Origin of the sequence: Pseudomonas sp. PDM26 (genome assembly GCF_019219185.1) — a bacterium.
GTDB lineage: Bacteria > Pseudomonadota > Gammaproteobacteria > Pseudomonadales > Pseudomonadaceae > Aquipseudomonas.
In genome coordinates, this window is record NZ_JAHUWC010000019.1 from 90,883 (window position 1) to 103,470 (window position 12,588).

The window sequence follows — 12,588 nt, forward strand, 5'->3', positions numbered from 1 at the left end:
GTTTTTCGCGAGCAAGCTCGCTCCTACAGGTATGCATTTGTCCTGTGGGAGCAGGCGTTCCCACAAGGGTCGATTTCAATGATGACAGGTCGTCTCCCATCACTCGCCCTTCCCTCCGGCGCCGCGCGGGCTTACCTGCGCGGTGAATGGACCGCTTCGCACCTGCATTTCAAGCGCCTGCGCGCCAGCGTTTCGGCCAAGCAGAACGGCTTCTGGCAAATAGTTCACTGAGCCCACCCGAACAGCCAATCACGCACCCCGCGTCTCGCCATTGCATGGCGCGTACGGTGCCTTGTGTTTCGCCTTTGATCAGGTTTGCCCAATGAACAATAACAACGCGCTGTTGATCATCGACATGCAGCAGGAGGACGGCTTCGTCCTGGAAAACTTCGACCGGGTCGTCGCCCATACCGCCGCCCTGCTCGATACTGCCCGCCATCAGCGGATGCCTGTCATCTATACCCGCCACATCAATCAGGCCGATGGCAGTGACCTGCCCCGTGGCGAACCGCTGGCCGCCGACGGTGGCCCTGGCAGTTACCGCGCCGGCACCCGGCAAGTGGAAATCATCGAATCACTGACGCCGCAGCCCGGTGAATTGATCATCGACAAGGGCCGTTACAGTGCCTTTCACCGCACCGACCTCGACGCCCGACTCAAGGCAATGGTGGTCGACACGCTGATCGTCTGTGGCGTGTTGACCGACGTCTGCGTGCTCACCAGCGTGTTCGATGCCTTCGCCCTGGGCTATCGCGTGCGCCTGGTCAGCGATGCCTGCACCACGACCTCCGAGGCCGGGCATTACTCGGCCCTGCTGATCATGACCAACTGGGTCTATTCGCTGGAAATCCTCACCACGGCCGAGTGCCTGCGCGCCCTGCAACAACTCGATTACGTCAGCCTGATCCCCGAGCATCCGGACCTGTTTGCCCACCAGTCCCACGAGCTGCAAAGCACCATCGCCCGTCTGCAATCCCGTCTCGTCCGGACTCAGGAGTGATCGCCATGCAAGTCGAAAAAAGAAGCATCGATTTCATCCCCGAGACCGAACGCCACGGCAAGCCGGGTTCGCTGTTCTATATCTGGTTCGGCGCCAACATGAACATCACCACCATCGCCTCCGGCGTGTTGCCGGTGGTGATGGGGCTCAACCTGTTCTGGAGTGCGCTGGCAATCATCGTCGGCTCGTTGCTGGGGGCGATTTTCATGGCCTCGCATTCGGCACAGGGACCGAAGCTGGGCATTCCGCAAATGATCCAGAGCCGGGCGCAATTCGGCGTGTTGGGGGCGGTGTTGCCGCTGCTGTTCGTGATGCTGATCTACCTGGGCTTCTTCGTCAGCAACACCTTGCTCGCGGCCCAGGCGCTGGAGTCCGTCAGCCCGCTGCCGATGTCCGGCAATATCTACCTGATCGGCGCGTTGTGCTTCGTCGTCGCGCTCTATGGCTATCGGTTGATTCACCGCTTGCAGAAACTGCTGTCGATTCTGTCGCTGGTGGTGTTCGTGGCGGCCACAGTGCTCGCCTTGCAGTTGCCGATCCCGGCCGAACAATGGCTGCCAACAGGCTTCTCGTTGTCGAAGTTCCTGGTGGCGGTGAGCATCGCCGTGACCTGGCAACTGTCCTACGCGCCTTACGTTGCCGACTACTCGCGCTACCTGCCGAGTAACACGCCGAGCGCCCAGGTGTTCTGGTACAGCTACGCCGGCACGGTCAGCGGCGGCGCGTGGATGATGATTCTCGGGGCGATCCTGAGCGTCGGCATCGGCGACTTTTCCAGCAACGTCGGTGGGCATGTCGCCGGTTTGTTCGGCGCTGGCGCGGTGCTGTTGTTCGCCTTCATCGTCTACGGCCAGGTGTCGATCAACGTGTTCAACCTGTACGGCGCGTTCATGTCGACCATCACCGTGATCGAGCCTTTTGCCCGGCTCAAGGTGACGCCACGGGTACGCGGTGTGTTCATGCTGCTGATCAGCCTGGTGGCCACGGCCCTGTGCACCATCAGTCAGGACGACTTCATCAACTTCTTCCTCAACTTCATCTTCTTCATGAGCTATTTCCTGATCCCGTGGACGGCGATCAATCTGGTGGACTTCTACTGCCTGCGCAAAGGCCAGTACCGGATTGACGACATCTTCGACCTGAACGGGATCTACGGGCGCATCAACCGGATTGCCTGCGGCAGCTTCCTACTGGCGATTGCCCTGGAAATTCCGTTCATGAACACCACGCTGTACGTTGGCCCGGTGGCCACGGCGCTGGACGGGGTGGATCTGGCGTGGATCGTCGGGTTGCTGGTGCCGGCGTTGAGTTATTACTGGCTGATGAAGCTCGGCAAGCGTGCACCGGTGGCAGAGTCCGCATAACGAAGATCTCATGTAGGAGCTGCGGTGCGGCGATCCGACTTGCCAGCGAAGGAGGCTTGTCTGACACACCGCGTCGTCCGGTTCGCCAGCAAGCCGGCTCCTACAACCTTCGCCCCGCGTACGGAATTTCAGGCAAAAAAAATCCCAGGCAGCTGATGGACGCCTGGGATTTAAAAATGCATAAACCGTGGTGGTGAACGCGGCGCGGATACTACGGAATATTTCAGCCTGTAACAAGATATTTTTATTCACTATCCAGTTACTAATCCTTCTAACCCCTTCAATATCCACATATTTTTTAAGGACGACTAGAGAAACCAGCGATACTCCCGAGCGCTGATATCATGCAGAAATGCCAGATGATCCTGACGCTTGTTTTCGCAGTAGACGTCCACAAACTCCGCCCCCAAGCCTTTGCGCAGCGGTGAATGACTTTGCATGGCCTGTACCGCTTCGAGCATTTCCAACGGAAAATCGATGCCACTGCTGCGGTCTTCGTTGAGCGGCGCAATCGGCTCGCGCTCCCCTTCCAGGCCTTGCTCCAATCCCACCAGAATCGCCGCCAACGCCAGATACGGGTTGGCATCGGCGCCCGCCAGGCGATGTTCGATGCGCAGGTTTTTGACGTCCGACTCCGGTATGCGCAAGCACGCATCGCGATCCTCGAAACCCCAGCTGGCGCGGGACGCGACGTTCACCGTGGCGCTCAAGCGGCGCATGGCATTGTGGTTCGGGGCAAAAATCGGCATGCAGTGCGGCAACACATCCAGGCAACCGGCCACCGCATGGCGCAGCGCCCGCTGACCGTTCGCCGCCAGCAGGTTGTTGCCGGCCTGGTCATACAGGCTGACATGCACGTGCATGCCGCTGCCGGGGTACTGCAAATAGGGTTTGGCCATGAAGCTGGCTCGGTAGTTGTGCTTGAGCGCCACGCCCCGCGTGCTGCGGCAGAACAGGGCCGCCCAGTCGGCGGCGCGCAGGCCGTCATCGCAATGGCCGAAGTTGATTTCGAACTGGCCTGGGCCGAGTTCGGCGGTGATCACCGTGGCATCGACACCCTGGGCTCGCGCGGTCTCGACCATTTCATCGAGCACCGGGGCGAAGCGCGACAAGCGTTCGATGTGCATGTTCGGCTGATCGTCGGCATCGCCGGTCAACTCATCACGGGGGAACTGCGGCAAGCCGTCCTTCAGGTGACTGTCGAACAGGTAGAACTCCAGCTCGAAGGCCACCACCGGGAAAATGCCCTTGCGCTTGAGTCGGTCCAACACCCGCGCCAGCACTTCACGGGGTTCGAATTCGATGGGTTTTTCGGTGCCGTCGGAGGTGATCAGCATCTGGCCCAGAGGCTGCTTTTCCCAGGTCACCAGCTTCAACGTGCCGGGCACCAAACGGCGCAGCGCATCCGGGTCACCATCGTTGAAGCAGTAATCGCCGATCTTGAACAGCCCGCCCTGGGTGCCGAGCAGCACGCAGTTCTGCGGCAGCTTCAGTGCACTGCCGGCAGCGACTTTTTCCAGCATCTCGATCGGGTAACGCTTGCCGTAGAAATGCCCCGGAATATCCAGGGAGATCAGGTCGACGTAACGCACTTCGGGGTTGCAGTGGCGGAAGTTGCGAACCTCGGCCAACAGTTCAGAGCACACAGCATCCATCGTTTTGTTCCTTGTTGTTCTCAGGTGTAAACCCAAAGCACACGGGTCAGTTGGTCGGACAGGTTGCCGTAGCGGCAGTGCGCATGGCTGGCCAGTTGAAAGCTGTCGCCTTGGCACAAGGTCACCGGTTCGTTGTCGTCGAGCCAAAGGGTCAGCTCTCCTTCCAGGACGTAACCGCCCTGCTCCGAGCTGTCCTTCATGTGCCGGTCGCCGCTGCTGGCACCGGGCTCCAGCTGGCTTTCGAGCATCGAAAAGGATGCACGCATTTTTGGCGAAACGAGGATGTCGGTGATGCCGTCGGCGTAGTACAGCGTCCGGCGCTCATCCGGGCGGGTGACCCAGGACAAGGCCATGGGTTTGGGCAGGCTGTAGAAATAGGTGGTCGGCACCCCCAGGGTTTCGCTGATGGCGGTCAAGTCCGCCACCGTCGGGCGCGACAGGCCGCGCTCGACCTGGGACAGAAAACCCACGGAGCGGCCGATTTTGTCCGCCAGTTCCTTCAGGGTGTACTTTTTGTGTTTGCGCAGGTCCTGGATCAGGATCGCCAGCGCCGAGATTTCTTCTTGCATGTCCATCTAGAGGCTTCCAGAAAGTGTCGCTTCAAATACTGTCGCGCAGTCGATACCAGGCCTTGCCGATGGCTTCCAGCGGCGCGGCCAGGTATTTTCCGCCGGGAAAACTGCCGTTGTTCAGGCCCTGATACAGGGACAGCTCGTCGGGCTGACCGAGTATCGCGTCGGACACCGCCCGTGCCGCGGCCAGTGTCGGCAGCACGCCATGCCCGGAATACCCCTGCATCCAGTACAGATCGCCCCGCCGTCCGATATCCGGCGTGCGCTTGAGGGTCAGGTCGATGTGGCCGCCCCAGGCAAACTCCAACCCGACGCCGGTGAGTTGCGGGAACACGCGCTCCAGGAACGGCCGGGTCGCTGCGGCGATGTCCTTGGGCATCCCGCCCAGGTAAGTGCAACCGCCGCCGAACATCAGGCGGTTGTCCGGGGTGCGCCGGAAATAATCGAGCACGAACTGGTTGTCGGTCACGCACACGTTGCTCGGTAGCAGCGCCGTGGCCTGGTCCTTGGTGAGCGGCGCGGTCGCGACCTGATAGGTCCCGACCGGCAACACGCAACTGGCCAATTGCGGGGCGAGCCGGTCGAGGTAGGCGTTGCACGCCAGCACCAGCACATCGGCGCGAATACGACCGCGCTCGGTCGTCACCATAAACCCGTCGCCCTCCTCGCCATAGCTCAGCGCCTTGCTTTGCTCGTGGATGCGGCCACCGGCCCGCTCGATCGCATCCGCAAGGCCCAGGGCCAGTTTCAACGGGTTCAAATGCCCGCCCTCGGGATCGAACAGGCCAGCTTGATAACGCTCGCTGGCCACCCATTCCGGCAACTGTTGCCGTGGAATGAATTGCAGTTTGTCGTGACCCCACTTGTGACTCGCCTCGTGTTGCCACTCGGTCAGCATTCCGACCCGACGCGACATCACCGAAGTCCAGAGATGGCCGGCGCGGTAGTCGCAATCGAACCCATGGCGGCCGGGCAAATCACGCAGTTCACGCGCAGCCCAGCGCATGCCGTCCCACAGTCGCCGCGCCCGTTCGTAACCCAGCGCCGCTTCCAGTGGTGGCATGTCGCACGACCAGCCGAGAATCGCCTGCCCGCCATTACGCCCGGACGCGGCCCAGGCCACCCGGCTGGCTTCGAGCAAGGTCACGCGCTTGCCGGCCAGCGCCAGGCGCAACGCCGTGTGCAACCCGCTGAAACCGGCCCCGATGATCAGCACTTCAGTGTCGTGCTCACCCTCCAGTGCAGCTCGATCGATCAGACGATCGGCGCAGGTGTGGGCGTAGTAACTGGCGACATGCCGTGTGGATTGCTGAAACATACGGCCTCGTGAAATTTTGTATTTTTAATTTCATGAAAAAATACACGGTAAATTTCACACAGGCAATCAAGGCGTAAAAAAATCCCGCTCAGGCGAACCCGAGCGGGATTTTTTTATTCAGACGCGAAGTTCAAACATCAGGCTACGGGAATCATCGGATCCGCCGAAGCCAATGCAGCAACACGATCAGCCGCTGGCGGGTAGATCCACAGGGTATTGATCTGAGTCTTCAGCGCCTTGGCCTCCTCCTTGACCAACTTGACCTGACGATCCCAACCCTCGGTGTACACCGCGCCCCAGGCGCCCAGATCGAGGCAGGTCACGTACTTCGGCTGGCTGTAAGGCGTCGGGTCGACACCGAGAATCTGCGCGGCGACGTTGTTGCCGGCATGACGGCCCAGCGAAATAGCGTGCTGACAGGTCATCAAGGCGTAGTTGCCGATCTCGTCACTGGCCGCATAGGCAACGTCGCCGGTGGCGAAGATGTCGTCCTGGCCGATGACTTTCAGGTGTGCGTCGACATGCAGACGGCCCAAGTGATCGCGCTCGGCCGGAATCTGCTCGGTCAGGGAGCTGGCGCGAACGCCGGTGGTCCAGACCACGGTGTTTGCGTCGATGCGAGCACCGTCGGACAGGGTCACGCCATTGGCATCGACCGACACCACCGAGGCCTTCAAGTGCCATTTCACGCCGGTCGCCACGCTGGCCTCGACGATCGATTCGGCGATTTGCTCACCCATCGAGCCGCCAACTTTATCGCCACGGTCAACGATGATCACATTGATGTCGGCACGGTCGCCGAAGATGGCCCGCAGGCGGGTCGGCATTTCAGTCGCCGTTTCGATCCCGGTGAAACCGCCACCGGCCACCACCACGGTGTTGCGCGCCTTGCTTTCGGGCTGATTGGCCAGCGCCTTGAGGTGGTTTTCCAGACGCACGGCCTGTTCGATCTGATCGACGTCGAAGGCATGTTCGGCCACGCCCGGCGTGTTCGGCGAAGCCAGGCGGCTGCCGGTGGCCAGAACGAGTTTGTCGTAGCTTAAGACTTGTCGGGCACCTGAGGCATCGATGTAGCCGACCTGTTTTTGCCCGACGTCGATGGTCTGCGCCGCGCCCTTGATGAACTTGACCCCTACGGCATCGAACAGGTCGCCGATCGGCGCGGCCAGTTGGTGGGCGTTCGGCTCGTAGAAGCGCGGACGCACACGCAGCTCGGCCTGAGGCGCCAGCACAGTCACCTCAACGTCGTTGTGGCCGTGAATGTCGAACAGACGGGTAGCACTCAGAGCGGTCCACATGCCACCGAAACCTGCACCGATTACCAGAATGTGCTGCTTCATTTTTGACTCCTGGGGGGAATGACCAAGTGTTGAAAATCGTTGAGGGGCTCAAGGATCGCCGTCGGGTTGTACCCGGATAAGCGCCTGCCACTGCGACCGAACAACTACGACTGTATTGATCCTAGTTAAAACCTGCAACAGGTTTTTACCGAAGGTCGCCATCGAAAAACCCGACCCCTGAGCTGAACCCCCCATGTATTCAGCGCATCAGAAGATGCATTAGCTGTCATGAAAAAAGGTTGAACGAGGAGGGATTCGTTGCCTGACTTGCTTTCGGTTGCTAAAATTTGCGACTAATTCAGTCGGAGATTTGCATGTCTCTCTACAGCGCGGGTGTCGAATACGGCATCCACTGCCTGCTTTTTCTGGTGGGTAATGGCGGCGACTCGCGCGAAGCGAGCGTGCGCGACCTTGCCGATCTGCAAGGTGTCCCCCAGGACTATCTGGCGAAAATCTTCACCAAACTGGCCAAGGCCAAACTGGTGGCCGCCACCGAAGGCATGCGCGGCGGCTTCAAGCTGGCCCGGCCCGCTGACGAAATCACCCTGCTGGATATCGTCAACGCCATTGACGGCCGCAAGTCGATCTTCGATTGTCGGGAGATCCGTGGCCGTTGCGCCGTGTTTGACGGCGCCCCGCCTGAATGGGCATTGGAAGGACTGTGCGCGATCAATGGCGCGATGATGGTGGCGCAAAAACGCATGGAAGAGGCCCTGGCCCAACAGACCATCCTCGACATCGCCAGGAAACTCGGGCGCAAGGCCCCGCCAGAATTCGGCGTCAAAGTAGAAAGCTGGATGAACGAGCGTCGGGAACGCAAAACTGCCGCCCAGGCGGACGAGCACATCATCCCGACCACCAACCTTGCAGACTGATCCACACAAAAAAAACCGGATGCACGCCAGGCATCCGGTTTTTTCTCGATTCGGGTGAAAATACGGTCGGCGACCGATTCTCACTCATCCGCGCTTACAAGCAGTCGTGCACGATTTTGCGCAGGTCGCCGGATTTGGCCCAAGGTGGCCCCTGATACAGCGAAATCCGGCTGCCGTCCTTGTACTTCACGATATCCAGCACTTCGTCGGCCGTGATCACGCTGGGCGCGGTGATGCGGATTCCATTGGATATCGAAACCTGGGTGGTATTCGCTACTTCCTTTTGCCAGGCAGGCAAAACGCACGCCGCATACTCTTTTGGCGTCTTCGCGCTGTGCTTGCTGACATTCGGCTCGCCCGGAACCAGCGATGCCGGCAACGAACACCCGGCCAGCAATGCCAGCGCGACTCCCCCCATCAACATCCGCATGCTGCTTCCTTTAATTCTAAATAAGAAAATGTAGCTTGCCGTCGTCCTTACATCCACCCCAAACGAATCAGCGACGTTCATTGATATCGCTTCCCTCGTTTAGTTCCTTGGGTTCGGATAAACCATCCAACTTTCTTGGGCAGGACAGCGTATTTTCTCGTTCACTTTTAATTCCCGACCAAAGGAAACCCCGCGGATTCAGACGAATACAACATCCGTCGCGGTAAACAGGTCTAAAATTTCGGTGTGCAGAGTTCAGGAGGTCATCATGTGGCTTAACGAATCGGAACAGGAACTTCGGCGTGATCTGCAAGGGCTTGCGTCAGATTTGCGCTGGTCAGCAGTGGAGCTGTTGCGCATCGAGGAGCAATTGCGCCTGCTCGGGAGCGAAGCCGACGCGCAAGCCGTGCAAAGACTGTGTTCTTTATTTCAGGGTGATGAAGAAAAACTGTCCGGCTATGCCGAGGAAGTGAAAGCCAAGGTCATTAGCCGCAACAAGGCTCAATAGCGGGAGCGCTGCCATGAACAGGCCTCTATTCACGCTGGTTGTCGCACTGACCGCGTTGGCAGGCTGCAGCACCAACTCGATCTACCAGGACCAGCCGCTGGTTGCGAAAGTCGACACCGGCATGAGCCAGGAGCAAGTCCGGCAAATCGGCGGCCAGCCCTTGGCGGTCACTGATCGTACCGTCGAACCCGGTACGTGCTTTGACTACAAACTGACTCAGTCCGGCCATCAACAAGCTTACAATGTCAGCTTTGACGGCCGGGGCATGGTCGACCACAAAAGCTTTATGACGTGCGCGGAATGGAGCCACATGCAGCAAAAGGCCCGAGAACCCTCCCGCCCCAGCGGAGGCGGTGGCTATTAGCGCCCTTAAGGACTTTTTTGTAGGAGCGAGCTTGCTCGCGATGGACTCCAGCGCGCCGAGTTTAGCCAGGAAACACGCGTCATCGTTAGCGACCATCGCGAGCAAGCTCGCTCCTACAAGAGATTACCGGAGCACCGGGGCTTCGGGCTGGATTCACTTAGCTTGATGGCTGCGCGCAGGCCTGCCGGCACGAGCCCTGTAGCCGGGCAGCGACGCGGCAAATGCCAGTGCTTCTTCCCGACTGTCAAATGAACCCAGTCGGTCACCCTGGGTACATACCCGCCAGGGCCCATTGCTCACTCTGAGTACGTCATAGCCGTTCATGTGCATCTTGTTCAGCATCGGAACGCTCATAGTCACCTCCTCCTGGGCAGTGATATCAGGTTGACTTGCTTACCTTACACCCGCCCTTCTCCAAAATACCGACCAGATATCGCCATGAAGATTCCCGAATCCGGTTGCACCTGGATCCTAATCCTTGGCCAACGCCGTCGCGGCCCTGTCGATCAATGCCGCCACTTCAGCGGGCATCGACGCCAGGGACGCATGGCTGGCAGTCAAGGTCAGAATCTCCCGGGCGTTCAGCCGCTCGGCCATCCATTGCTGGTTTTGTGGAGCGATCATCCGGTCCCCGGTCGAAATCTGATACCACGATGGTTTTGTCTTCCAGGCCACCGTGCCAATAGTGTCACCGAAGGTACTCGCCAGCGGCGCTTTCTGGGTGAGGCCCATGACCAACCCTTCGGTCGCCGGCAGGTCCTGACAGAAGCTTTCGTGATAGAGCTCTGGCTTGACCCACAGGTAACCGTCGCTATCGGGCGCCAGGTTGGCCGCCGCCGCTGGCAGATGCCGTTGCGTGATGCCACCGGGGCTTTCACCGGCGTCCGGCGCGAACGCGGCGATATACACCAGGCCAACCACATTCGGCAAATCACCCGCTTCAGTGATCACCGCACCGCCATAGGAATGCCCCACCAGCAGCACCGGCCCCGGTACCTGGGCGACCATCTTGCGCGTACGCTCGGCATCATCGGCCAAGGACGTCAGCGGTAACTCGACGGCACGAATGTTCGTGTCACCCCGGCTGAGCAATTTGACGATGACCTTGTTCCAGTGGGCAGCGCCGCCCCAAAAACCATGGACCAGCACGATCGTGGGTTTGTCACTCATCACCATGACTCCGTTGTTTACGGATGGGGTTGTCTGTCGCTCGCCTCAGCCCTGATCGCCGCCGCCCACGGGCATGACCATGCCGGTGATATAGGACGCTTCGTCGCTGGCCAGAAACAGAATAGCCCCCGCCTGCTCATCCAGGGTGCCGTAGCGTTTCATCAAACTGCTGTCGAGGGTCTGGTCGACGATCTGCTGGTACCAGAGCTTTTCCTGCTCACTCTGCTCGGCACCGTTGCGGGGTATGCGTCGCGGCGGTGCTTCGGTGCCGCCAGGTGCAGTGGCGTTGACCCGCACGCCGCGACCGGCGGTTTCGAATGCCAGACAAGCGGTCAAGGCATTCACCCCACCCTTTGCCGCACCGTAGGGCACGCGGTTGAGGCTACGGGTGGCGATGGAGGATACGTTGACGATCGCCCCGCTGCCCTGCTCCAGCATGAACGGCAGCGCCGCATGGCAACACCACAAGGTCGGGAACAGCGAACGGCGAACCTCGGCCTCGATCTGCGACGCTTCATAGTGCTCGAACGGCTTGGCCCAGATCGTCCCGCCGACATTGTTGACCAGCACGTCGAGGCGATCGAAGCGCTCGACGGCGGTTTGCATCACCCGACAGCATTCCTCGTATTGTTCAAGATCGGCGGTCAGGGCCAGCACCTGGGTGGTCGAGGCCAGTTGTTGCTGGACTTCGAACACCAGGTCGGAGCGGTCCACCAGGATCAGCTTCGCCCCTTCGGCGGCCATGCGCTCAGCCACCCGCCGCCCGATGCCTTGGGCAGCGCCGGTGATCAGTGCGACTTTTTCTTCAAATCTGTTCATGTGTACCTCATGAAGAAGTGCCTACTGTCCTGTAGGAGCGAGCCTGCTCGCGATTACTGACTCACAGGCGACCTGGATGCTGAATGTTCCGGCCTCATCGCGAGCAGGCTCGCTCCTACATTGGGTTTGTGTCGTTCGTGGTATTCAGGGGCGGCTCAGGCCGCGCTAGCGGCGAATTTCTCAAAGTAGAAGTTCGCAGGCGCGATGCCTTGCTCGCGAATGAACTGGCTGACGGCCTCGACCATCGGCGGCGGGCCGCACAGGTAGACGTCGACGTCGCCATCGTTCAAATGCCTGGGCTCGATGTGCTGGGTCACGTAGCCCTTGAGCGGGTGCCGGCTCTCGGGGCTGGCGACGCAGGCGCTGAAGGTGAAGTTGGGGATGCGCGTGGCAAAGGCTTCGAGGCGGTCGATTTCCACCAGGTCGAAATCGTGGGTCACGCCGTAGATCAGATGCAGCGGATGATCGCTGCCCTGCTCGGCGATCTTCTCCAGCATCGCGGTGAACGGCGCCAGCCCGGTGCCACCGGCCAGCAGCAACAGCGGCCGACGGATGTCCCGCAGGTAAAAGCTGCCCAAGGGACCTGCCAGGCTCATGCCGTCACCGGCCTTGGCCAAGCCGGTCAGGAAGCTGCTCATCAAGCCGCCGGGCACGTTACGGATCAGGAAACTGACCTCGCCATCGCGCTGCAACGAACTGAAGGAATAGGCGCGGGTCTGTTCGCTGCCGGGAATCCCCAGGTTCACGTACTGCCCCGGCAGGAACGCCAGTTTGCTCAAGGCCTCGCCCTTGATCGACAGCGCGATGGTGCTGTCGGACAACTGGCGCACGGCGCTGATGGTGGCCTCAAAGCTGGCCTGACGGGTGCGGCAGACTTCGGAGGATGTCGGCACCCGTACCACGCAATCGCTTTGGGCGCGCATCTGGCAGGTCAGGACAAAACCCTGCTCGGCCTCTGCAGGGCTGAGGGCGTCTTCGATGTACTCCTCACCCAGATCGTAAGTGCCGGCTTCGGCAAAACACTTGCAGGTGCCGCAGGCGCCGTCGCGGCAGTCCAGCGGAATATTGATGCCCTGGCGGTACGCGGCATCGGCCACGGTTTCGCCGACGTTGGCGTCGATGAACCGGGTGACGCCGTCTTCAAAGTTGAATGCAATGGAATGGGTCATGACG

15 protein-coding genes are annotated in these 12,588 nt (G+C 60.3%); 6 read left to right on the forward strand and 9 right to left on the reverse strand.

Going from position 1 to position 12,588, the window contains the following annotated elements:
- The first annotated feature begins 81 nt into the window (after window positions 1-81).
- The 3 genes from KW849_RS28840 to KW849_RS28850 all read left to right on the forward strand — a co-directional run bounded on the left by KW849_RS28840 (window position 82) and on the right by KW849_RS28850 (window position 2,364).
- Entirely contained in the window at window positions 82-231 is a 150-nt protein-coding gene (locus KW849_RS28840; protein WP_162130443.1) for a hypothetical protein, read from the forward strand.
- A 91-nt stretch (window positions 232-322) separates the two neighbouring features.
- Window positions 323-1,000, forward strand: a complete 678-nt coding sequence (locus KW849_RS28845) for an isochorismatase family cysteine hydrolase (protein WP_218432960.1) — start codon at window positions 323-325, stop codon at window positions 998-1,000.
- A 5-nt stretch (window positions 1,001-1,005) separates the two neighbouring features.
- Complete coding sequence (locus KW849_RS28850) at window positions 1,006-2,364, forward strand: cytosine permease (protein ID WP_218432961.1); 1,359 nt, start codon at window positions 1,006-1,008, stop codon at window positions 2,362-2,364.
- A gap of 308 nt (window positions 2,365-2,672) precedes the next feature.
- Here KW849_RS28850 and KW849_RS28855 read toward each other — a convergent pair whose 3' ends face one another.
- The 4 genes from KW849_RS28855 to KW849_RS28870 all read right to left on the reverse strand — a co-directional run bounded on the left by KW849_RS28855 (window position 2,673) and on the right by KW849_RS28870 (window position 7,249).
- Window positions 2,673-4,019, reverse strand: a complete 1,347-nt coding sequence (locus KW849_RS28855; RefSeq protein ID WP_218432962.1) for a glutamine synthetase family protein — start codon at window positions 4,017-4,019, stop codon at window positions 2,673-2,675.
- 20 nt (window positions 4,020-4,039) lie between these two features.
- Window positions 4,040-4,594 carry a helix-turn-helix domain-containing protein gene (locus KW849_RS28860; protein ID WP_218432963.1) on the reverse strand — a complete coding sequence of 185 codons (555 nt, stop codon included), beginning with the start codon at window positions 4,592-4,594 and terminating at the stop codon, window positions 4,040-4,042.
- Window positions 4,595-4,619: 25 nt separating this feature from the next.
- Window positions 4,620-5,909: an FAD-binding oxidoreductase gene (locus tag KW849_RS28865; RefSeq protein WP_218432964.1), complete on the reverse strand. Its 1,290-nt coding sequence runs from the start codon at window positions 5,907-5,909 to the stop codon at window positions 4,620-4,622.
- A 137-nt stretch (window positions 5,910-6,046) separates the two neighbouring features.
- A complete protein-coding gene (locus tag KW849_RS28870) occupies window positions 6,047-7,249 on the reverse strand; it encodes an NAD(P)/FAD-dependent oxidoreductase (RefSeq protein WP_218432965.1) in 1,203 nt (400 codons plus the stop codon).
- A gap of 314 nt (window positions 7,250-7,563) precedes the next feature.
- Between KW849_RS28870 and KW849_RS28875 the strand changes: the two genes are divergently transcribed.
- On the forward strand, window positions 7,564-8,124 hold the full coding sequence (locus tag KW849_RS28875) for an Rrf2 family transcriptional regulator (protein WP_218432966.1): 561 nt from the start codon (window positions 7,564-7,566) through the stop codon (window positions 8,122-8,124).
- Between the two features lie 94 nt (window positions 8,125-8,218).
- On the opposite strand, the gene KW849_RS28880 is transcribed toward KW849_RS28875, so the two are convergent.
- On the reverse strand, window positions 8,219-8,554 hold the full coding sequence (locus KW849_RS28880) for a hypothetical protein (protein WP_218433043.1): 336 nt from the start codon (window positions 8,552-8,554) through the stop codon (window positions 8,219-8,221).
- A 268-nt stretch (window positions 8,555-8,822) separates the two neighbouring features.
- Here KW849_RS28880 and KW849_RS28885 point away from each other — a divergent pair, with 268 nt between their 5' ends.
- Window positions 8,823-9,062: a hypothetical protein gene (locus KW849_RS28885; RefSeq protein WP_108218034.1), complete on the forward strand. Its 240-nt coding sequence runs from the start codon at window positions 8,823-8,825 to the stop codon at window positions 9,060-9,062.
- A 13-nt stretch (window positions 9,063-9,075) separates the two neighbouring features.
- Window positions 9,076-9,426 carry an osmotically-inducible lipoprotein OsmE gene (gene osmE / locus KW849_RS28890; protein ID WP_218432968.1) on the forward strand — a complete coding sequence of 117 codons (351 nt, stop codon included), beginning with the start codon at window positions 9,076-9,078 and terminating at the stop codon, window positions 9,424-9,426.
- 153 nt (window positions 9,427-9,579) lie between these two features.
- Here the strand turns inward: osmE and KW849_RS31555 are convergent, their stop codons facing one another.
- The 4 genes from KW849_RS31555 to benC all read right to left on the reverse strand — a co-directional run bounded on the left by KW849_RS31555 (window position 9,580) and on the right by benC (window position 12,584).
- Window positions 9,580-9,780: a DUF2188 domain-containing protein gene (locus tag KW849_RS31555; protein WP_223463149.1), complete on the reverse strand. Its 201-nt coding sequence runs from the start codon at window positions 9,778-9,780 to the stop codon at window positions 9,580-9,582.
- Window positions 9,781-9,897: 117 nt separating this feature from the next.
- On the reverse strand, window positions 9,898-10,596 hold the full coding sequence (locus KW849_RS28895) for an alpha/beta hydrolase (RefSeq protein WP_218432972.1): 699 nt from the start codon (window positions 10,594-10,596) through the stop codon (window positions 9,898-9,900).
- Window positions 10,597-10,641: 45 nt separating this feature from the next.
- Window positions 10,642-11,415 carry a 1,6-dihydroxycyclohexa-2,4-diene-1-carboxylate dehydrogenase gene (locus tag KW849_RS28900; RefSeq protein WP_218432974.1) on the reverse strand — a complete coding sequence of 258 codons (774 nt, stop codon included), beginning with the start codon at window positions 11,413-11,415 and terminating at the stop codon, window positions 10,642-10,644.
- Window positions 11,416-11,570: 155 nt separating this feature from the next.
- Entirely contained in the window at window positions 11,571-12,584 is a 1,014-nt protein-coding gene (gene benC / locus KW849_RS28905) for a benzoate 1,2-dioxygenase electron transfer component BenC (RefSeq protein ID WP_218432975.1), read from the reverse strand.
- Window positions 12,585-12,588 lie beyond the last annotated feature (4 nt).